Source organism: Halorubrum sp. BV1, from assembly GCF_000746205.1.
Lineage (GTDB): Archaea > Halobacteriota > Halobacteria > Halobacteriales > Haloferacaceae > Halorubrum.
Genome location: NZ_KN050825.1, coordinates 201214 through 221860 on the forward strand (window position 1 = coordinate 201214; position 20647 = coordinate 221860).

Sequence of the window (20647 nt, forward strand, 5' to 3'; positions counted from 1 at the left end):
GGTACGGGAAACCACGTACATGCACACACGTCTCGCCCTCGTCGCGGCGGTCCTCCTCGTCGGTCTCGGGGGGATCGCTGCGCCGTTTGCCGCCCCCGCAGCGGCGCAGTCTGGCCCCGCCGTCGGCTTCGGCGACGGCCAGACGACGGTCGCACAGGGCGACGTCGCGACGATCGACCTCCAGTTGCGCAACACCGACCAGGCCACCCTCCGAATTCGCTCGTCCGACCAACAGTACCGGGCCACGCTCCGCGTCCGCGACGGCGACGACGACGGCACCGTCCGCGTCCGCGTCAACACCTTCCGCGGAGCCGACGGTGACGCCGCCGACCGCTTCACTGCCGAGGGCGACGCTGACGCCGCCCGGCTCCTCTCCGAGTCGAGCGCCACCGACGCGACGGTGTTCGACACCGGCCGCTACAACCTGATCGTCTCGACCGCAGAGACGAGCGTCGCGTCCGTGCTCACCCTCACTGCGCCCGACGCCGGGAGCAGCGACGCCAGCGTCGTCGGCCCGGACGCCGACGAAGAGGGGGCACCCGCGAGCGACGAGGCGACCGCAGCGACAGACGAGGCCGCCGCATCCGACGCGTCGGCACCGTCCGTCTCCGCCGCCCGCGGCGACCGCGTCCGAACGCGCTTCGTCGTCGGCGGACTCGGCGGCGTCGTCGAATCGCCTGCGCCGGCCCGTAACCTCGTGTATCCGACGGACAGCACACCGGGCGCACAAACCACGCACGCGGTACAGACGACACCTGAAGACTCCCTGTCGATGCGGTCTGTGACCGTCGACTACGGGGTCGACGGCGGCACGCCGCCCGCGAGCGTCCACCAGTTCTCTCGAAGCGACATCGAGGCGATCGGCGTCGACGAGACCGGCGACGGCTTCGTCGACCGCTCCGTCGGAATCGCCATCCAGAACATCCGGACGAGCACGGACGGTCGCGTGACGCTCACGTTCGACCGGCCGATCGCCGTCTCGGAGAACCACACGTTCCGGCTGGCGTACGCGATGGAGAACCCCGACACGACGGGGGCAGAAGACGTCGCGGTGACGCTCCGCGGCGAGCGAGAGACACACAACGAGCGGGGGACCGTGCTGTACGGCCCCGCCGGACAGGGAACGCTCGGGTACGGCGTTGACCTCCGGCCGACGACGGCCGACGGCGACGTGCCGATCGCACCGCTCGCGGCTGTCGAGACGAGCTACGACCACGCCGGCGGCGGGCTCGTTGCGACCGTCGACACGGGCGCGTTCGAGACCGGCGAGTACGCGATGACGCTCGCGGTGGGCGAGGCCGCTCCCGAGCCCGTCCCGCGCATGACGCTGCGGCAGCCGTTCGCGGTCGTCGAGCCCTCCGTCGAGTTCACGGACCGGTCCGTGGGCGATGACCCCCGGCTGACCGTGACCGCCGACACCAACCTCGCACCGGGCAGTTCGGTCATCATCCGCGTGGAAGCCGAGGAGCCGAACGGCGGCATCAGTCAGGTCCTCAACTGCGTGGCCACGGTCGACTCCGCCGGCGGGGTCTCCTGTGCTTTCGACCTCCAGAACCCCGCGTCGGACTTCGACATCGAGGTCACCGCCCAGCGCAACGACACCGTTATCGGCGGACCGGTCGAGTACAACTGACCGACCTCGTCCGCGTCTCCCGGCACCACGCCGTTGTTCTCGTGGTGTTCGACGGTCCAGAATCCGTCACTCCAGAGAGACGTCTCCCGAGTCTCGGGCCGCCGCCCAGCAGGTGCTTGCCGGAGTGTGACGTGATCAGTCGCGGTCTCCGTCGCCAGCAGCGCTGCGTCCGAAAAGCGGTCCGCAGTCTCCGCACGCGTGGCGAGTCCGAGAGACACCGGGGCGAGAGTCTGGAGTGACCGAGGCTCGACGGGGTGTTGCAGAGAAGCGGAACGGAGCAGGTGTGCGTCTCACACCCAGTGACCGAGGAGGTACGTCGCACCGACGACGACGACGCCGCCGAACGCGTCGCGAGTGCGAAGCGGCACGAGGGTCGGTCCGCCCGCGTCGCCGTCTGCCGGCGAGTCGTCGTCGCCGGTCTCGTCATCTGTGGCACCGTCGGTCTCGGCTGCACTCACCACGCCGCTCGTGTCGTTCTCGGGAGCGGACTCCGTGCTTGCGTCGGAGGCAGTCTCGTTCGCCACGCGCTCGTCCGCCGGCCTGTCGACGGAGGGCGTGACGGATTTCGTCACCTGTCTGTTGCCGTAGGAGACGATGACGTTGACGACCGTGTGGCCGGGAACGGCCGTGAGAGACTGGTCGAACTCGACGCGTGTCGTCGGCGTGTTCGCCTCGTAGGCGCGAGTGATGTCGAGTCGGTCGCCGGACCGCGTGTCGATCGTTTCGAGCGTCACGCGAGAGATCTGCGCCTCGGAGACGGTACCGGCGACGCGGACTGTCTCTGCGGTCGTATTCGTCTCGTTTTCGGTGACGGAGATGTTCGGTGACGGGTCGTACTCGACCGTGAACGTCTGTTCGTGGACGTTGCCGGCGGCGTCTTCGGCGACGAGCCGGAACTCGTTTTCGGCGTCGTACAGCGAAACCGTCGTGTCGAACTCGTGTGTGAACCGGTTCGGGTCCGGCTCGGAATCGGTTCCGGTCAGCAGTACCTGTGACGCGTTGTTGCTTGTCCGGTTGAGCGTCACGCGGTGGAGTTTCGTCTCGTCGCGGACCGTCCCGCGGACGCGGACCGAATCGACGTAGCTCTCGTTTGGAACGTCGAGATCGATTTCCGGATCGGTCTCGTCGTCGACGATGAGTCTGAACGAGTCGACGTTCGTCCGCCCGTTCTCGTCGGTGTATCGGGCGACGATTTCGTTTCGACCCTCGCCGAGCAGCAGGTCCTGTGAGAAGGAGTCGCCGGGGTCGTTTATGCGGTGAAGCGTCCGGTCGGTGTGACACTCGGGTTGGCTGTCACAGTTCGTCAAGTTCGTCTCGTTGCCGTCGCTGTACACGTGTGTCCGCTCGATGCGAATGTGACTCACCGACGACACGGTGTGGAGGCTCCCGGCGAGTTGCACCTGACCGCTCGAAACGTTCGTCTCGTTGTCGGGTCCGCCGAGGACGCTCGTCGAGAACGGAGACGTGTACCGCACGCGCGGCGCGGCGGTGTGTTTCGTCATCGTCGCTTCGAACGTGGCCACATCGTCGGCCCGCGCTATCACCTCGACCGTGTTCTCGTTCGGGTCGAGATCGAGCGGGATCGCCCGGCTGAACGACCGAGAGTCGGGTCGATAGGTGTGGCGGATGTCGCCGTCAACGCGGATCTCGATCAGGTCTATCGTCGCGTTCGCCTCGACACTGACGTTCGCCGTCGGGTCCGTGAGGACGACGTGTTCGGTGCCGTCGACGAGCCGGTCGCCGTCGACCGACACGTCGATCGTCGTCTCCTGTTGTGCAACAGCGGTGTCGGCTCCGACGCTAGCTCCGACGAGCGCGAAACAGAGGACGAGACAGCAGATAACGCGGATCGCGGCGGTCGACGGTGTCGTATGTGAGATCATATGGAGCGGGCTGTCCGGTCGGATCGGGTCGCCGTGCCGACCGAGACCTGTATACGCGTCTCACCGCCTCGTCGGCACTTGACTGTAGTGGGCCAGCTATCACGAGAGATAGCTGGAGGCGTCGGCCGCGGATCGCTCCCCGCCGGCCGACCGGTATCGGTTCGCACACACGGCGCGTAGCGAAGCCGTTAAAACCTATCCCGGGGAAGCTACGGGTAACTCGCTGGTGCGGACACAGCGGGCACTCGCCGCCGGCCGCGTCGACGGCTCGCCGCCGACGCGCCGGGACGAGACGACATGTAGCCGCCTCGCGGCTGAATCGCAACCGTCCGCGAACACACAATGGCACGAAGTTTCTACTCGCACATCAAGGAGGCATGGCGGTCCCCCAAGGAGGGGAAGCTCGCGGAACTGCAGTGGCAGCGCAAACAGGAGTGGCGCGACGAGGGGGCCATAGAGCGCATCGAGCGCCCCACGCGACTCGACAAGGCTCGCGAACTCGGCTACAAGGCCAAACAGGGCGTCATCGTCGCCCGCGTGAGCGTCCGCAAGGGCGGCTCGCGCAAACAGCGGTTCAAGGCCGGGCGTCGCTCGAAGCGGCAGGGCGTCAACCGCCTCTCGCGGCGCAAGTCGATCCAGCGCATCGCCGAGGAGCGCGCCTCGCGGAAGTACCGCAACCTCCGCGTGCTCAACTCTTACTGGGTCGGCGAAGACGGCTCCCAGAAGTGGCACGAAGTCATCCTCGTCGATCCCGCCCACCCGGCGATCGAGAACGACGACGACCTGAGTTGGATCACGTCCGACGACCACAAGGGTCGGGCATTCCGCGGACTCACCTCGGCCGGCACCAAGGGCCGCGGTCAGCGCACGCGCGGAAAAGGCACCGAGAAGACCCGCCCGAGCGTCTCCAGTAACGGTCGGCAGGGCAAGTAGCGCGGCGCGGTTTCGACGCTCCGATTTTCATCGCCGTTTCGCACACGAACAGTCGCGTTTGTCACGGCGTGAGACCGCAAGCCGGAGTTATATGCGCCGGTCGGGAAATGCGCCCATGGCACCATCGACGGCGTCGACCGAATCGGGGGTACCGAGACACCCGGCCAGCTACATCGCTATCCTCGCCGCCGGAGTCACCGGCGTCCTTCACCTCGTGTTGGCGACGCAAGTGATACAGTTCAGCCAGATGATGGCTGCCCTGTTCGTTCTCAACGGACTCGGGTTCCTCGGCGGCATCGGGCTCTACGTCTCGGGGCGATGGCGACGGGAGCTGTATCTCGTGGCCGCGGGCTACGCGCTCGTGACCGTGCTCGCGCTGTTCGTCTTCCAAGGATTCAGCGTGGACGCGTTCTACCGGCAAGGGTCGCTCAATCCGGCGGCCGTCATCTCGAAGGGCGCTGAGCTAGTCCTCGCGGCGAGCGCGCTGTTCCGCTATTCGCGGGAGTGAGCCGCGCAGACTCCGGTACAATCGATAGATAACACGCGACCGCGGCGTGTCCGCTCAGGGCGCGCCGGCGATGATCATCTTCGAGCCGTCGGCAGAAAAAGAGAGGTCACGCGTCGAGTCGGCGTCGACGCGCACCGCGTCACCGGGGCCGAGGTCGACGGGGTCGCCGTCGACCGTGAGCGTCGCCTCGCCGTGGATCAACACGTACACCTCTTCGTGGCCGTCCTCGGCGTGGTCGTGCTCCAGTCCGTCCCACCCGTCGTCCGCTTCGACGACGGTTACACCGAGACGCTCACAGTCGAGCGCGTCGCGGAGGAAGTACATGCCGGGCGCGCGCGGTTCGACGTCGTCGTAGGTGGTCGTGTCGTATCCCATATCGGGAGTACGCCGTGGGTGCCGGAAAAGTTACGGGTCGGCGAAGACGGGATCCGAGAGAATACACCGGAAGCCATCGACCGCTCCCGCGACCGCTAGAAGGAACTCTTCAGCTTCTCGAAGAAGCCGCCGCCGACGTCGATGTCCTCGCCGCCGGCCTCGGCGAACGCCTCCAGCGCCTCGCGCTGCTCGTCGTTGAGCGACTCGGGGATCACCACGCCGACCTGTACGTAGAGGTCGCCGCGACCGCGGCGTCGCAGCCGAGGCATTCCTTTGTCCTGCAGCCGGAACGTCTCCCCGCTTTGCGTGCCTGCGGGGACGTCCATCTCGACGCTACCGTCGACCGTCTCGATTTCGATCGTGTCGCCGAAGACGGCCTGCGGGAACGATATCGCCTCGCTCACATGTAAGTCGTCGCCGTCGCGCTCGAAGCGGTCGCCCACGTCGACGTCGACTTCGATCAGCAGGTCGCCGTTCGGCCCGCCGTTCTCGCCGGGCGCGCCCTCGCGCTCCATCCGTAGGCTCTGTCCGGAGCGGATGCCGGGCGGGATCTCCACTGAGAGCGTCGCCTCCTCTTGGACGACCCCGTCGCCGCCGCAGTCCGCACAGTCCTCGCTGTACAGTTCGCCGGTCCCCTCACACCGGGGACACGTTGAGGTCTGTTGGACGCGACCGAGCGGCGTCTGCTGAACCTGCTGGACCTGTCCGCGGCCGTTACACTGCGGGCAGGTCTCGACGTCGGCGTCTGGCGGATGACCCGCGCCCTCACAGGTGTCACAGGTCGTCGGACGGGTGAGCGTGACCTGTTTGGTCGCGCCCTCGAACGCCTCCTCGAGCGTGATCTCGAGCCCCGTCTTGAGGTCGCGTCCCTGTCGGGGGCGGTTGTTGGGACCGCCACCGCCGCCGCGACCGCCGCCGAAGAACTGGTTGAAGATGTCCTCGAAGCCGCCGGCTCCGCCCGCGCCGCCGGCCCCACCGAACGGACCGCCCGCCCCACCGGGGCCACCGCCGCCCGTCGCACCGCGCTTGTCGGCCTCGGTGAACCTGTCGTGGCCGAGCTGGTCGTACTGACGGCGCTTCTCGTCGTCCGTGAGCACCTCTTTTGCCTTCTGTATCTTCTTGAACCGCTCTTCGGCGTCCTCGTCGTCGCTGACGTCTGGGTGGTGTTTGGCGGCCTGCTTGCGGTACGCCTGTTTGATCTCGTCTTCGCTGGCGTCCCGCGACACGCCCAAGACGTCGTAGAAGTCTTCGCTCATGCGTTACGTGAATAGTGTGTGGTGATCCGCCGGGGTCGGGTGACAGCTACTCGTCGTCTTCGTCTTCGTCGCCGTCGACGTCCTCGAAGTCGGCATCGACGTACTCCTCGTCGTCCGCGTCGGCCGCACCGCCGGGACCCGCGCCGCCGGGGCCGCCCGCGCCGCCCATACCGCCCATGCCGCCGGGACCGCCGGCCGCGCCGCCAGCGCCGCCCGGACCGGCCTGTGCCGCCTGCTCTTGATACATCTGCTTGCCGATCTCCTGGAGTTCCTCTGAGAGCGCCTCGGTGACGGATTCGAGCTCCTCGGTCTCTGCGTCCTCGTCTTCGAGCGTCTCTTCGACGTCTTCGATCGCCGCCTCGATGTCGTCGATGAGGTCCGCGTCGAGCTCCTCCTCGTTCTCTTCGAGGAGCGTCTCGGCGCGCTGGATCGAGGTCTCGGCCTCGTTTCGCGCCTCGATGCGCTCGCGGCGGGCCTCGTCTTCTTCGGCGTGCTTTTCGGCCTCCTCTTGCATCTCTTCTATCTCCTCGTCGGAGAGGCCGACACCGCCCTCGATGGTGATCGACTCGGCGTTGCCCGAGCCCTGATCTTCCGCCTCGACGTTGACGATGCCGTTCTCGTCGATGTTAAAGGAGACCTCGATCTGCGGGGTTCCCGCGGGTGCCGGCGGGATGCCGGAGAGCTGGAACGCGCCGAGCAGCTCGTTCTCCTCTGCGATCTCACGTTCACCCTGGAAGACGCGGACGTTCACGGACGTCTGGTTGTCCGCGGCCGTCGTGAACACCTTCGACTCCTCCGTCGGGATCGTGGTGTTCTTCTCGATGAGCCGCTCGAACAGACCGCCCTTCACTTCGATGCCGAGCGAGAGCGGCGTCACGTCGAGCAGAACGATATCGTCGACGTCGCCGGAGAGGACGCCGCCCTGGACCGCCGCGCCGAGCGCGACCGCCTCGTCGGGGTTGACGTTCTTTTTCGGCTCCTGACCGACCAGTTCCTCGACCTTCTCTTGGACCTGCGGCATCCGGGTGGAACCGCCCACGAGGATGACCTCGTCGATGTCGCCTTTGTCGTAGCCGGCGTCCGAAAGCGCCTGCTCCGTCGGACCGACGGTGCGCTCTAACAGATCGCCCGTGAGGTTCTCGAACGTTGCGCGCGTCACGGACTGTTCGAGGTGGACCGGGCCGCTGTCGGTCGCGGTGATGAAGGGGAGGTTGACCGTCGTCTCCTTCTTGCTCGACAGTTCGATCTTCGCCTCCTCTGCGGCGTCTTTCAGCCGCTGGAGCGCCTGTCGGTCCTCGCGGAGGTCGATCCCGTGGTCGTTTTCGAACTCATCTGCGAGGTGGTCGATGAGCGCCTCGTCCCAGTCGTCGCCGCCGAGGTCGTTGTCCCCGTTCGTGGCGACGACCTCGTAGACGCCGCCGCCGAGATCGAGGACGGAGACGTCGAACGTGCCGCCACCGAGGTCGTACACGAGGACGGTCTGGTCGGACTCGTCGTCGAGGCCGTATGCCATCGAGGCCGCGGTCGGCTCGTTGACGATGCGCTCGACGTCGAATCCGGCGATCTCGCCGGCGTCCTTCGTCGCCTGCCGCTGCTTGTCGTTGAAGTACGCGGGGACCGTGATCACGGCCTTCTCGACGTCGTCGCCGAGATACTCCTCCGCGTCGCGTTTGATTTTCTGGAGGATCATCGCCGAGACCTGCTCCGGCGTGTACTCGTCGTCGCCGATCTCGACGGTATAGTCGTCCTCGCCCATGTGCCGCTTGATCGACTGGATCGTGCGGTCCGGGTTCTGGACGGCTTGATTCTTGGCCGGCTTCCCGACGAGTCGCTCGTCGTCGTCGGCGAACGCGACGACGGACGGCGTGGTCCGGTCGCCCTCCGCGTTCGCGATGATCTCGGGCTCGTCGCCCTCCATGACCGCGAAGGCGGAGTTGGTGGTACCGAGGTCGATACCGAGAATCTTGTTGCTCGCCATCTTGCCCACAGGTAGCGGCTTGTGTCGGTTAAAGGTTACTAGACGCCGCGATCCGTCCGCGACACCGAACCCGCTTGCGTCGTGCGATTTCTCGATCGTGTGAGTCGCTCACATCGATGTCTTTATACAGATCCGCAAGCGCAGCAGCCGGCGGGGCGAGCACGGTCGGGGGCAACGGGGCGACTGCGGCCCACGGTGGCGGGCGGCGCGGAGGGCTCAGAGCCCGCTGACGAGGTCTTCGAGCACCGCCTCCGGGTCGTCGGCCTTGGCGACGCCCGAGGCGAGCAGGACGCCCGAGGCACCGAGGTCGCCGGCGGCGATCACGTCCTCGCCTGTCGAGACGCCAGCGCCGCAGAACACGTCCACGTCGGAGTCGACCGCGTCAGCGGCCGCGACCGCGTCCTCGACTATCCCCGGGTCCGCAGTCGAGACGGAGACGTCGCCGCCGATGAGTTCCGGCGGCTCGACGGCGACGGCGTCGGGTGAGAGTGCCGCGGCCGCACCGACCTGTGCGGGGTTGTTGGCACAGACGACGGTCTCCAAGTCGGCGCGCTCGGCCGCGCGTACCGAGCCGTCGATGTCCGCGAGTGTGAGTCGGTTCTCGGAGTGGTTGATCAGGGTGCCGACGGCACCGTTGTCGGCGACCGCCTCGGCGAGGGTCGAACCGGTGTGGGAGCCGTGGGCGTTCGGCGAGACGTGCTGGCCCCACGTCTCGACGCCGGTGTCCGCGACGCGGGCGATGTCGGCGGCCTGCGGCGAGACCGCGATCCGCGCGCCGGACGCCTCGGCGACGTCGCGGGCGGCCGTCGCTACCTCGATCGGATCACAGGGATACGCCTTGAGGTTCACCAGGATGAACATGTCTGTATGAGAGGCCCGCGGCCGCAAATAGGTTCATGCTTCGGGGCCAGCTGTCCGCTTCGGCGCGTGACCGCTTCGAGGCTCCGGGTCGTCATCCCGTCGGCTCTCGGGGGGTCAAAGAGCATAAACGACCTTATACCCCGGCACTGTGGGTGCGGACGAAGATGTCCCTCATCGAGCTCATCGCGGGCGTGGAAGCTCACGAGGCCACGCTTACCGTCTACAACGCCGACGCCACGGACGCGGACGCGCTCCGGGATCACTTCGCGGACCGGAACATCCGGATCGTCGACGAACGGAGCGCCGCTGGGCCGGAGGCGTTCGCCGTCTTGGCTCGGGACGGCGAGTTCGTCACCGCGGTCGGCGTCGACGAACTCCTTCCCGGGTCCGGTCCGCCCGGAGGCGGTGACGGCGACAGAGACGCCGTCGGGTCGCGACGCGGCGGGACGCGGGCCGGAGGCGCGGTCCTCGATCACCTCGACGAAACGATGTTCACCTCGTACTCGCGGGCGGACATGGTTGCGGCCTCCCGCGAGATCGAAGACCGCGCGTGGCGCGTCGGCGACGGCGAACTCCACGCGGGGTTCCAGACGCTCGACGTGCTCACCGGCGAGACGGACACCTACGACGTGCTCGGCGAGAAGACGGACCTCGACGTGCACGCGTACGCGGCCGACGAGGGGAACGCGCCGGACGTCGAGCACTACACGGTCCACGTCGGCCGCACGGCCGAGATCCGCGAGACGTGGTTCGTCGCCTACGACGGCGGCGGACTCGACGAGGCGAAGTGCGCGCTCCTCGCCGAAGAGCGCGCGTCCGGAGAGTTCTACGGGTTCTGGAGCTACGATCCGGAGACGGTAGACGAGATCATCGACTACCTGACGGAGGAGTACGGGCCGGCGGCCGACGAGGCGCGCGAAACCGGCGAGAGCGACGACACCGGCGAGAGCGACGACACCGGCCGAAACCGGTAGTCGCGACGGAATCAGTCTTTTCGCTTGACCACGTCGCCGAGCGTCATGGTCCCCGCGTCACCGGAGTCCCAGTCGGCGTCGTCGACTGACTGTCCCTCGACGAGCGAGATGTCGAGCGCGCGTTCGAGCTTGCGCTGGACCTCGTCCGTGGGGAGGGTGTCGCCGCGTTCGAGTTTCCGGATGAGGCTCGCCTTCTCGTTGAGCTGGTCGGCGAGCTCCTCCTGGCTCAGGCCGCTTGATTCGCGGGCCGCACGGATGCGTTCGTCGTAGTCCGTCGCGATCTCGTCCATGTCGTCGAACATGTCTCGGGGACGGGTCGACTGTCCGGACGAAGACGACGAGGACGACGAGGACGACGACGACGTCCCGGTGTCTGAACTCGTGGAGTACTTGCTGCCGCCGGAGCTCGTGGACTCGTCGCGGACCTCCGTACCGAAGTCCGTGCACGAACTGCAAAGCTCCAGCTCAGCGCCTTCGACCTTCGTTGTCGTCAGCGAGGCCTGCTCGGCACCACACATCTCACACTGGGGCATACACGCCGCTTACGCTCCCGGTGGTATAAAGGGTGCGCCGGCGACACCCAAATCGACGCGGTCGCCGCTCGAAAGGCGGCGAGTGCGCTGTCACTCCGCGGACGGCGTCTCAGAGACGATCTCGTCGAACAGGGCGACGACGCGGTCGTCGATCTCGTCACGGATCGCTCGGACCGCCTCGACGGGCTTATCGTCCGGGTCGTCGAGCCCCCAGTCGCGGCTCTCGCCGTTCCACGCCGCCGGGCAGACGTCGGAGGCCGAACAGCCCATCGTGACGACGAGATCCATCGCATGTAGCTCGTCGGGCGTCACCTCTCGCGGCGTTCGATCGCGCAGGTCGATGTCCAGTTCCGCCATCGCCTCGACGACGACGTCGTGGACGTGATCGGCAGGCCGCGTCCCACCTGTCACGATCTCGATCCGGTCGGCCGCGTCGCGTCGGTCGCGCTCGCGCTCGGCGAACGCGGCCGCCATCTGGCTCCGCCCGGCGTTCTGGACGCAGACAAACGCGACTCGGTGAGTCGGCTGCTCGCTCTGGTGAGTCACGCCTCGATGTGCGAGCGGTACCGATTTAGTCGTTGCTTCGGAGCGATAGGGAGGCCTATAGACCGCTACCGAGTGTTCGGCCGCCGGTCCGGCGCGATCCCGCTGCCCGTCACCAAGCCCCTCCCCGTGAGTGCGAGGCGCACGCGCCGCAGGGGTTACTCTGTGATGTCGATCGCGGGACGACCCGGCTCCGCCTTCCGGACGATGCTCTCGTCGGCGTCGGCGGCGCGCTCGACTCGCACCGGCGCGTCGAACTCCCGCTCGATCAGCCACGCGGCCGCGCGGAGCGCGTCGTACTCGTCGTCGCCGGCGAGCGTCTCCCGTAGCGCCTCGCGGTTCGCCTGCAGGTCCTGCCCGTAGTCGGCGGCGGCGTCGCCCTGTTCGCGGATGTGCGACTCCTGCATGAGTTCGGAGATGAGGTTGTCGGCGTCGCTGTCGAGCGCGATGTCGAGGGCGTCGTACTTCCAGTCGGGCGCGACGACGACGTCGATCCGCTCGGGGTCGTCGATCCCGGCGACGTCGACGATGTCGCGCACGTCCTCGCGGGTGTTCGCCACCAGTCTGCGGCGGCGCTCGACCGTCTCGCGGTCGGCGGTCGCAGTCGGCCAGTCGGCGTCGACGACGAGCCCGTCGCGACCGAGCGTCTCCCACAGCTCCTCCGCGAGGTGCGGCGCGACGGGCGCGAGCAGTCGGACGGCGACGTCGAGTCCGCGCTCGTATACCGCGGGGTGCGGCTCGGCGTGCTCTCGGTAGCTCCGAAGCGTCCCCACTAGGTCCTGTGCCTCGCGCAACGCGACGTTGAAGGTTAGGTCGTCGTACTCGTCTCCTGCGATGGCGACGGCGGCGTCGGTCTCGCCCGCGACGTACTCGTCGATCGTCTCGCGGTCGGGCGGCAAGTCGGTGGCGTTGGCCGCGTCGCCCGGCTCGACCACGTCCGCGCCCGCCGTCTCGACGTCGCCCGCGGCGTACTCCTCGACGAGGTCGGAGAGCCGCGCCAAGAACCGATGCGTCGACTTGACGCCTTCCTCGCTCCAGTCGAAGTCACGCTCGGGTTGGGCCGCCTGCATCATGAACAGCCGTGCGGTGTCCGCGCCGTACTCCTCGACGATGCGCTGCGGCGAGACCGTGTTTCCCTTCGATTTGGACATCTTCTCGCCGTCGAGCTGCACCATTCCCTGCGCGAGCAGGTTCGTGAACGGCTCGCGGTGCGCTAACCCCTCCTCGTCGGCGAGCACCTTGGTGAAAAACCGCGAGTACAGCAGGTGCATCACGGCGTGTTCGATGCCACCGACGTACTGGTCGACCGGCATCCAGTCGTTGGCGCGGTCCAGATCGAAGGGCGCGTCGGCGAGGTCCGGCGAGACGTACCGCAGGAAGTACCACGAGGAGTCGACGAACGTGTCCATCGTGTCCGTCTCGCGGGTCGCTTGCGCGCCACACTCCGGACAGGTCGTCTGCTTCCACGTCTCTGCCGCGTCGAGGGGGTTGCCGGTCGTGTTGATGAACTCCGGCAGCTCGACCGGCAGATCCTCGTCGGGTACCGACACGGGGCCGCAGTCGTCACAGTGCACGATAGGGATCGGCGTGCCCCAGTAGCGCTGGCGGGAGATCCCCCAGTCTCGGAGCTGGTACTGGGTGCTCTCCGCGGCGCTCTCGATGTCGTCTGTCAGCCGCTCGCGCGCCGTCTCACTGTCGAGACCGCTGTACGCGCCGGAGTTGACGAGCACGCCGTCGTCCGTGAACGGCTCGTCGCTCACGTCTGGCGCGTCCGGGACCGTCTCGCCGTCCCAGTCGTCGGGTTCGGGCGCGACGACCGGCTCGATGTCGACGCCCATCTTCTCGGCGAAGGCGTGGTCACGCTCGTCGTGGCCCGGCACGGCCATCAGCGCGCCCGTCCCCACGTCGGAGAGCACGAAGTCGGCGACGAAGACGGGGATCTCCTCGCCCGTGGCGGGGTTGGTGGCGGTGAGACCGGTCTCGACGCCGTTCGGCTCGTCGCCGTCGGGATCGGCCTCCTCCTCGATGAAGCGGCGGACTGCGTCGTCCGCTTCGGCCAGTTCCTCGCTTATTGGGTGATCGGGGGCGAGCGCGAAGAACGTCGCGCCGTGGATCGTGTCCACCCGAGTCGTGAACGCCTCGACGGGGCCGTGCTCCTCGATTTCGAAGTCGAGCGTCGTCCCGTACTGCCGGCCGATCCAGTTGCGCTGCATCTGGCGCACCGAGTTCGGCCAGCCTTCGAGGTCGTCGATCGATTCCAGCAGTTCGTCCGCGTACTCGGTGATCTTCAGGAACCACTGGTCGAGGTCGCGGGTCTCGACGGGCGTGTCACACCGCCAGCACAGCTCGGCGTCGCCCTCGACCTGTTCGTCCGCGAGGACGGTCTCACAGGAGGGACACCAGTTCACTTCGGCATCGCGCCGCTCGACGAGATCCGCGTCGGCGAACCGGGAGAACAGCCACTGGTTCCACTCGTAGTACTCGGGGACACAGGTGGTGATCTCCCGGTCCCAGTCGTAGCCGAACCCCATCGACCGCATCTGTCCGCGCATCGTGTCGATGCAGTCGAACGTCCAGTCGCGGGGGTTGGTGTCGCGCTCCTTCGCGGCGTTCTCGGCCGGGAGGCCGAACGCGTCCCACCCCATCGGATGGAGCACGTCGTCGCCGCGCATTCTGCGGTACCGGGCGTACGCGTCCGTGATCGTGTAGTTGCGGACGTGCCCCATGTGGAGTTTCCCGGACGGGTACGGGTACATCCCCAGCACGTAGGTGGGGTCGTCAACCTCGTCCGGCGTCCGGTACGCGTCGGCCTCCGCCCAAGCCGCCTGCCACCGTTCTTCGACCGCGGTGTGGTCGTAACCCTCGTGAGACATCTGCTTATATACTCGTGGTCGGGTCGGCGTCGTATAGCTTTCCATCCGGGCGGACTCGGATAGCGTCAAGAACGCGTGATCGAAACCGCGGTCAGCGCGTGCGCGAACCCGCCCGGAGAGCGTGTTCGGGGCGACAAAAGCGGGACGAACGCTCGATCTCCAGTCGAACACTGGGGCGGCCGATCTCCAGTCGAACCGGGGGACTTCAGATCTCCATCCGAACCCGGCCGCTCAGTCGTCCGCGGGCGCCGCGTCAGCCGATCCGGCGTGCGCGGCTCCCGCTGGACCGGTCACCGCCTCGGCGACCTTCTCGATCGGGTGCGGCGGGTTCTCCGTCTCGGTCTCGCGATCGCCGAGCTGCGACCGGCAGGACGCGCCCGGCGCGGTCACGGTGTCGCCGGAGCTCTCGTCGACCTGATCGAAGAGGATCCGGCCGATCGCCTTCGAGATGTCGTAGTGCTCCGACTCGTAGCCGAAGGAGCCGGCCATCCCGCAACACGAGGAGTCGAGCGGGTCGACGTCGTAGCCCGCGCGCCGCATCACGCCGACCGCGTGGTGGTCCTTGTTCGTCGCCTTCTGGTTACAGTGCCCGTGATACGTGAGCGTCTCGGCCGGCGCGTCGAACGCCAGCTGCTCGTCGACGCGGCCGACGTCGAGATACTCTAATACGCCGTAGGCGGCCGCGGAGACGGCCTCCACGTCCTCGCCGTCGAGGAGATCGAGGTACTCGTCCTGGAACATCACCGCGTCGGAGGGCTCGACGAAGACGACCGACTGCCCCTCGCGGACCCGCGGCGCGAGCTTCTCGACGTTGGTCGCCGCGCGCTCGCGGGCGTCGTCGAGGAAGCCGGTCGAGAACGCCGCCCGGCCGGAGGGCGCGAGGTCACCCGGAACCTCGACGCGGACGCCGGCCGACTCCAGCACCTCGACCGCCGCCTTCCCGGCCGCCGGGTAGCTGTAGTTGGTGTACGTGTCCGGGAACAACACGACGGTGTCCGTCGCCTCCGCGGCGGACACCGTCGAGCCGCCGCGCGATTCGAACCACTCCTCGAAGCTCTCGGAGCGGAACGTCGGCAGTTCGCGGTCGGGCGCGATACCCGCGACCGCGTCCATCACCGCGCGGGCTCCCGGAATCTTCGACGCCGCGTTCGAGATCGGCGCGAGCGTGCTCCCGAGCGCCGAGAACCGGTCGATGTCGCGGAAGATCCGCTCGCGGAGCCCCGATCCCTCTTTCTCGTGGTGTTCGTGTTTCACCTCGGCCTTTAGCTTCGCGAGGTCGACGCCGGTCGGACAGTCGCTCTTACATCCCTTACAGCCGACACAGAGGCCGAGCACTTCCTCTTGGAACCGGTCCGAGTGGATCTCGTCTTCGTCCAGCTCCCCGCTGATGGCGGCCCGGAGCATGTTCGCCCGGCCCCGCGTCGCCTGAATCTCTTCTTCGGAGGCGCGGTAGGTCGGACACATCACGCCGGAGTCCGTCTCCCGACAGGTGCCACAGCCGTTACACAGCTCGACGAGGTGCGAAAAGCCGCCCTCGTCCTCGAAGTCGAGCGCGGTCTGCGGCTCGATGGATTCGTAGGCCGGGCCGTACCGCAGGTTCTCGCGCATGTCGGTGTCGGCCGCGGTGTCGGGGTAGCCGCGCTCGTCGGCGGTGTCGCCGTCGACGTAGACGACCTTGCCCGGGTTCATCCGCCACTCGGGGTCGAACGTCGACTTGAGCTCTTGGAACGCGCCCCACAGGTCCTCGCCGTACATTTTCGGGTTGAACTCGGTGCGCGCGAGGCCGTCGCCGTGCTCGCCGGAGAACGCCCCGTGGTGCTCTAAGACGAGGTCGGTGACGTCCTCGGAGATGGAGTGCATCTTCTCGACGCCCTCCTCTTCTTTCAGCGAGAGGATCGGACGGATGTGGAGCGTTCCGGAGCCGGCGTGCGCGAAGTAGGCCGCGGAGGTGTCGTGATCGGTCAGCACCTCCTCGAACTGACCGACGTACTCGGCCAGTTCCGCCGGCGGCACCGTCGCGTCCTCGATGAACGGGTACGGCTTGGGGTCGCCCTTCATCCCCATCAAAAGCGGGATCGCCGCCTTCCGAAGCTTCCAGATGTCCGCTTGATCCGCCTCCGTGTACGCCTCGATCACGTCGAAGGCGTCGCCCTCGTCGACGAAGTGGGCGTTCGTGTCCGCGATCGCCGACTCGAAGTCGTCGACGAGCTCCGAGTCCCACTCCAGCATGAGCGCCGCCGCGGCTCGGTCGGGGATCGGCTCGGCGTACTGCGCGAACTCCTGTGAGCCGGCGGCGAGAGAGAACACCTCGTCGTCCATCAGCTCCACCGCGCTCACCGGGAACTCCAACGCCTCCGGGACGGCCTGCATCGCGTCGACGAGCGAGTCGAAGGTGTACAGCGCGAGCGCCGTCTCCTCGGGGCGGGTGACAAGTGACACCTCGGCCTCGACGATCGTGCCGAGCGTACCCTCCGCGCCGACGAACAGCTTCGAGAGGTTGATGACCTCCTCGCCGTCGTCGTTCTCGTAGATCACCTTGTGGAGGTTGTATCCCGACACCGACCGCTTGAGGTTCGGATACTTGTCGTCGATCTCGGCCTGGTTGTCCTCGACGAGCTGGCGGGTCGTCTCGTAGAGCGCGGCCTCCTGACCGTCGCCGGAGACTATCTCCTCGTACTCCGGCGAGTCGAGGACGACCTCTCGGGTGTGGATGAGCGAGCCGTCAGCGAGCACGACCTTCAGCTCCTCGGTGTACGCGTCCGTGATCCCGTAGCGGACCGAGTGCGCACCCGTGGAGTTGTTGCCGATGCCGCCGACGACCGTCGCCCGCGCCGACGACGCCGGGTCGGGCGCGAACTTCAGTCCGTCCTCCGCGAGCCGGTCGTCGAGGTGGTCTTGGACCACGCCGGGCTGGACCACCGCGCGGCGGTCGTCTGGGCGGACCTCGACTATCTCGTCCATGTTCGGCGTAAAATCGAGCACGACACAGCCCGGACCGACGGTCTGTCCGCCGAGCGAGGAGCCCGCGCCGCGCGGGATGACGGGGACGCCGTGGTCGGCCGCGACCCGCATCGTCTTTTGGACGTCCTCGACGGAGCGCGGCGTCACGACGCCGGCCGGTCGCGCCTGATAGATGCTGCCGTCGGTCGCGTACAGGACCTGGGCGTACTCGTCGAACTGGACGTCGCCGTCGACGCGCGCCCGGAGGTCGGACGCGAGTTCCCTGAATGCGGCTACGTCCGGCCTGTCATGACCGAGCGCGGCAGACGACGTGTCGAGGTCCGTGAAGTCGTTCCCCCGCGTGGGCTCAGTTGCCATGTTACTACTGGGCGGTACGGTGCGAATAAATCCTTTGTTAAAAATGAATATGATACCGAGTAATGGTTCCCGTCGCCGTCGGCCGATATCGGGACGACCGTGCGGCCACGTCGCACCACAACCCCCGGGGGGGTCGCGTCCCTCCGCGGCGCGGTTCGTCGGGATTTATTGTCCACCCCGCGAGACGGCGATCCATGGAGATTCTCCACACGTGTCTCAACGTGGAAGACGCGGACCGAACGGCCGACTGGTACGTCGAACAGCTCGGGTTCGAGCGCTCGTGGGAGTTCACGACCGAGGACGGCGACACGCGTAACGTGTACGTCGCCGACGACGCGGGCGTGGAGTTCCAGCTGTCCGACACCGACGGCGAGACGCCGAGCGACGACGGCGACCGCTTCGACCACGTCGCCGTCGGCGTCGACGACGTCGACGCGGCGTTCGAGTCGATCGACCACCACGGCGTCGTGAAAGAGCCCGGCGACCAGCCGGCCGCGGGCGCGCGGACCGCGTTCGTGAAAGACCCCGACGGCCACGCCGTCGAACTGATCGAGCCGCTGTAGTCGGACGCGCCTCCCGATCCTTTTTTCGGCCGATACGAGCGCTGAATCGTCCGCTGAGTCCCAGAACACCGGCGAGACGCGTCTCCCGCGATCGCCGCCGGCGTCGACGGCGACGTCCCGCTCGCCGTCCGCTACAGCGACCCCGACGCCTGCGCCTGTTCGACGCGCCGCGCCGCCTGTGCCATCCGGTTCTCGGTCGCCGCCGCGAGCCCCGGCGGAAGCCCGCCGCGGGCCGCGGCCAGTCGCTCTTCGATCCGAGCGATCCGGTCTGCGACCGCTTCCAACTGCCGGGTCGCGCCGGGCGCGTCGCCCTCGCGGGCCCGCGCCTCGGCGCGCTCGGCGGCCTCGACCGCGGCCGCGAGCGCGCGTTCGAGTCCGGTGATGGCGCTCGACGGACCGCCGGCGTCGCCCGCGCTCCCATCGCCATCCTCGCTGTCGCCGCTCCCGGCGTCCGCATCGTCGTCGTCACCGTCCCCGCTCGCCGCGGCCACCTCCGCGCGGGTCTCCTCGGCGACGTCGGCGACGAACCCGGCCAGCGAGGCCGCGCCCGTCTCCGGGCGCTCGATCCGGATCGGCGAACCGGTTTCCGCCCCGGCGTCGTCGACCGACGGAGTGACCCGGTACGCGCCGATCTCAGCCGCCGCGTCGCGCACCTCGGCCGTGTACGCGCCGCCCGCGTGGACGTACACCGCGTCGGTTCCGTCGACCGCGGAGTCGTAGATCCGCCCGGCGAAGTCGTCTTCGAGCGCGGCGCGCGCCAGTTCGGTCTCGCCGGCCGCCTCGCCGATCTCGACTCGCGTCGCGTCCTCGCGGGCGACGAGCGGGATATCCCCCTCCACGCCGGCGACCGTGGTCTCGTCGGCCGCGACGCGTAGTCGCTCGCTGTGCGGCGTCCGTCCCGCGCCGTTGACCGTGAGACGGTGGTCGCCCTCCGGGACGCCCTCGGCGACGGCGACGCCGCCGAACGTCGGAACCATCTCGGGAGCACTTTCGATCAACACGACCGACTCGACGGTCGACTCGGTCACCGTCAGCCCCTCGCCGTCCGGTGCCTCGTCGCTCTCGACCGCCTCCGTGACGCGAGCGACGAGCCCGTCAAACGCGGCGGCGGCCTCGTCTCCGATCCCCGCGCGGTCGGCGACGGCCTCGTACCGGGCCGCGAGCTCCGCGCGATGGTTGCCGGCGCTGATGTCGGCCGCCGGATTCTCGTAGCGGGGCTGTTCCCACGGCACGCCGGTCGTCGTGATGTGGCTCGCGACCGCGTCCTCGACCGCCTCCGGAACCGCGAACTCGAAGCTGAGCTGCGGGCCTGAAAAGGCCGATATGTCCTCTAACTCGGCCGTTTCGACGAGTTCGTAGGAAACGACAGACTCGACGGCGTCGGTCGCCTCGGGGTCGTCTCGGTCCCGGTGACGGAACGCGACGCCCGTCTCTCGAAGCGGGAGCTCCGTTGGCGGCGCGGCGAGGGCGTCGAGCGACCGGACCGTGAGCGCCTCGTCGACCAGCGAGTCGGCGGTCACGGCGGGGAGGTCGGGGTGGTCGTAGATCGGCTCGCCCTCGTACTCGGGGACGACGAACGGGAGCCGCATCCCCTCGTCGCGTGGGAGCCCGTACGCGATGGGGACGCCGAGTAGGTCCTCTATTGTGTCGATCGTCGCGTTCGTGATGTCGGCGAGCAGGCCGTCGCCGCCGACGCGCTGGAACCCGTCGGGAATATCGTTGACGGAGAGCGTGCTGGAGTGCGAGCCGAGTTCAGTGAGAATCCGCGGGACGCGGTCGGGGTCGGGATCGAGGAACTCGTTGTTCGGGACGCTTCGAGAGTGCGAGCTGGCGACGTACAGCTGCGGCTCGCCGGTGTCGAGGTCCACGAACACATGGAGCACCTCCCAGTCGTGCCAGTGGAAGTTCGCGGTGAACTGGTCGAACGCGGAGTACAACCAGAACTGGACGACCGCGAGCGGCGAGTCCTCATAGCGGACGCCGTGATAGAAGACGGTCGGGTCGGGAGGGACGCCGGCCGCGTCGTAGCGCTCGTGATACCCGTCGAAGGCGTCGAGCCCGTCGACGACCGTCTCGCCGCCTTCCTCTGTGGCGTACGGACGCGGGTCGGTCGGGAACCACGGCTCCGCGGCGTCGAAGTACAGCGTCGGCGCGAACCGCGCGGCGAGTTCGGCGAGCCGCTCCGGATCCATGTCGGTCGTCGCGGTGTCGTCCGGTTCCGAGCCGGAGCAGCCGGCGACCGCGGCGCTCCCGGCTCCGGCGAGCGCGCCGAGCACGGTCCGCCGGTCGACGGCCCGGCGGTCGGCGTCCGGATTCGGCCGATCGGTCACGGGCGACCCACCCGGCCGTCCGAATCCGGACCGTTTGTCGGGGACCGCAACTCCGTGTTCATGTCAGTAGCTCACGACCGTAGCGG

At 68.1% G+C, this 20647-nt stretch carries 15 protein-coding genes; 5 read left to right on the forward strand and 10 right to left on the reverse strand.

The window, feature by feature from the left end:
- The first annotated feature begins 19 nt into the window (after positions 1-19).
- Complete coding sequence (locus tag EP28_RS12550; protein WP_230455363.1) at positions 20-1633, forward strand: DUF7827 domain-containing protein; 1614 nt, start codon at positions 20-22, stop codon at positions 1631-1633.
- 290 nt (positions 1634-1923) lie between these two features.
- Here EP28_RS12550 and EP28_RS12555 read toward each other — a convergent pair whose 3' ends face one another.
- Positions 1924-3516: a hypothetical protein gene (locus tag EP28_RS12555; protein WP_049984341.1), complete on the reverse strand. Its 1593-nt coding sequence runs from the start codon at positions 3514-3516 to the stop codon at positions 1924-1926.
- A gap of 342 nt (positions 3517-3858) precedes the next feature.
- Between EP28_RS12555 and EP28_RS12560 the strand changes: the two genes are divergently transcribed.
- Together EP28_RS12560 and EP28_RS12565 are read left to right on the forward strand one after the other, a co-directional pair.
- A complete protein-coding gene (locus EP28_RS12560) occupies positions 3859-4449 on the forward strand; it encodes a 50S ribosomal protein L15e (protein ID WP_049984342.1) in 591 nt (196 codons plus the stop codon).
- A 115-nt stretch (positions 4450-4564) separates the two neighbouring features.
- Positions 4565-4957, forward strand: coding sequence for a DUF7475 family protein (locus EP28_RS12565; protein ID WP_049984343.1), 393 nt, complete (start codon positions 4565-4567; stop codon positions 4955-4957).
- Positions 4958-5011: 54 nt separating this feature from the next.
- Here EP28_RS12565 and EP28_RS12570 read toward each other — a convergent pair whose 3' ends face one another.
- From EP28_RS12570 to tpiA, 4 genes are all read right to left on the reverse strand, one after another.
- The gene (locus EP28_RS12570) at positions 5012-5332 is read right to left on the reverse strand and encodes a cupin domain-containing protein (protein WP_049984344.1); all 321 of its coding nucleotides are present in this window, start codon (positions 5330-5332) and stop codon (positions 5012-5014) included.
- A gap of 95 nt (positions 5333-5427) precedes the next feature.
- Entirely contained in the window at positions 5428-6588 is a 1161-nt protein-coding gene (gene dnaJ / locus EP28_RS12575) for a molecular chaperone DnaJ (protein ID WP_049984345.1), read from the reverse strand.
- 46 nt (positions 6589-6634) lie between these two features.
- On the reverse strand, positions 6635-8566 hold the full coding sequence (gene dnaK, locus EP28_RS12580; protein WP_196219647.1) for a molecular chaperone DnaK: 1932 nt from the start codon (positions 8564-8566) through the stop codon (positions 6635-6637).
- Positions 8567-8782: 216 nt separating this feature from the next.
- The gene (gene tpiA / locus EP28_RS12585; RefSeq protein ID WP_049984347.1) at positions 8783-9427 is read right to left on the reverse strand and encodes a triose-phosphate isomerase; all 645 of its coding nucleotides are present in this window, start codon (positions 9425-9427) and stop codon (positions 8783-8785) included.
- Positions 9428-9591: 164 nt separating this feature from the next.
- On the opposite strand from tpiA, the gene EP28_RS12590 reads away from it, so the two are divergent.
- Positions 9592-10401 (forward strand): DICT sensory domain-containing protein, encoded by an 810-nt coding sequence (locus EP28_RS12590; RefSeq protein ID WP_049984348.1) that lies wholly within the window; start codon positions 9592-9594, stop codon positions 10399-10401.
- Positions 10402-10412: 11 nt separating this feature from the next.
- On the opposite strand, the gene EP28_RS12595 is transcribed toward EP28_RS12590, so the two are convergent.
- The 4 genes from EP28_RS12595 to EP28_RS12610 form a co-directional block, all read right to left on the reverse strand.
- Positions 10413-10934 (reverse strand): multiprotein bridging factor aMBF1, encoded by a 522-nt coding sequence (locus tag EP28_RS12595; RefSeq protein ID WP_049984349.1) that lies wholly within the window; start codon positions 10932-10934, stop codon positions 10413-10415.
- A 90-nt stretch (positions 10935-11024) separates the two neighbouring features.
- A complete protein-coding gene (locus tag EP28_RS12600) occupies positions 11025-11480 on the reverse strand; it encodes an arsenate reductase/protein-tyrosine-phosphatase family protein (protein ID WP_080506152.1) in 456 nt (151 codons plus the stop codon).
- A 155-nt stretch (positions 11481-11635) separates the two neighbouring features.
- Positions 11636-14350, reverse strand: a complete 2715-nt coding sequence (leuS, locus tag EP28_RS12605; protein ID WP_049984351.1) for a leucine--tRNA ligase — start codon at positions 14348-14350, stop codon at positions 11636-11638.
- A gap of 231 nt (positions 14351-14581) precedes the next feature.
- Positions 14582-17668, reverse strand: a complete 3087-nt coding sequence (locus EP28_RS12610; RefSeq protein WP_049984352.1) for an FAD-binding and (Fe-S)-binding domain-containing protein — start codon at positions 17666-17668, stop codon at positions 14582-14584.
- A 194-nt stretch (positions 17669-17862) separates the two neighbouring features.
- Here EP28_RS12610 and EP28_RS12615 point away from each other — a divergent pair, with 194 nt between their 5' ends.
- Entirely contained in the window at positions 17863-18231 is a 369-nt protein-coding gene (locus EP28_RS12615; protein WP_049984353.1) for a VOC family protein, read from the forward strand.
- A gap of 131 nt (positions 18232-18362) precedes the next feature.
- Here EP28_RS12615 and EP28_RS12620 read toward each other — a convergent pair whose 3' ends face one another.
- Positions 18363-20561 carry a hypothetical protein gene (locus tag EP28_RS12620; protein ID WP_049984354.1) on the reverse strand — a complete coding sequence of 733 codons (2199 nt, stop codon included), beginning with the start codon at positions 20559-20561 and terminating at the stop codon, positions 18363-18365.
- Positions 20562-20647 lie beyond the last annotated feature (86 nt).

Bases quoted from the DNA above. Each gene is read 5' to 3' on its own strand.
- EP28_RS12595 (WP_049984349.1), bottom strand. From the start codon at position 10,934: ATGCCCCAGTGTGAGATGTGTGGTGCCGAGCAGGCCTCGCTGACGACA.
- EP28_RS12610 (WP_049984352.1), bottom strand. From the start codon at position 17,668: ATGGCAACTGAGCCCACGCGGGGGAACGACTTCACGGACCTCGACACG.
- EP28_RS12555 (WP_049984341.1), bottom strand. From the start codon at position 3,516: ATGATCTCACATACGACACCGTCGACCGCCGCGATCCGCGTTATCTGC.
- tpiA (WP_049984347.1), bottom strand. From the start codon at position 9,427: ATGTTCATCCTGGTGAACCTCAAGGCGTATCCCTGTGATCCGATCGAG.
- dnaK (WP_196219647.1), bottom strand. From the start codon at position 8,566: ATGGCGAGCAACAAGATTCTCGGTATCGACCTCGGTACCACCAACTCC.
- EP28_RS12570 (WP_049984344.1), bottom strand. From the start codon at position 5,332: ATGGGATACGACACGACCACCTACGACGACGTCGAACCGCGCGCGCCC.
- EP28_RS12565 (WP_049984343.1), top strand. From the start codon at position 4,565: ATGGCACCATCGACGGCGTCGACCGAATCGGGGGTACCGAGACACCCG.
- EP28_RS12550 (WP_230455363.1), top strand. From the start codon at position 20: ATGCACACACGTCTCGCCCTCGTCGCGGCGGTCCTCCTCGTCGGTCTC.
- leuS (WP_049984351.1), bottom strand. From the start codon at position 14,350: ATGTCTCACGAGGGTTACGACCACACCGCGGTCGAAGAACGGTGGCAG.
- dnaJ (WP_049984345.1), bottom strand. From the start codon at position 6,588: ATGAGCGAAGACTTCTACGACGTCTTGGGCGTGTCGCGGGACGCCAGC.
- EP28_RS12590 (WP_049984348.1), top strand. From the start codon at position 9,592: ATGTCCCTCATCGAGCTCATCGCGGGCGTGGAAGCTCACGAGGCCACG.
- EP28_RS12560 (WP_049984342.1), top strand. From the start codon at position 3,859: ATGGCACGAAGTTTCTACTCGCACATCAAGGAGGCATGGCGGTCCCCC.
- EP28_RS12615 (WP_049984353.1), top strand. From the start codon at position 17,863: ATGGAGATTCTCCACACGTGTCTCAACGTGGAAGACGCGGACCGAACG.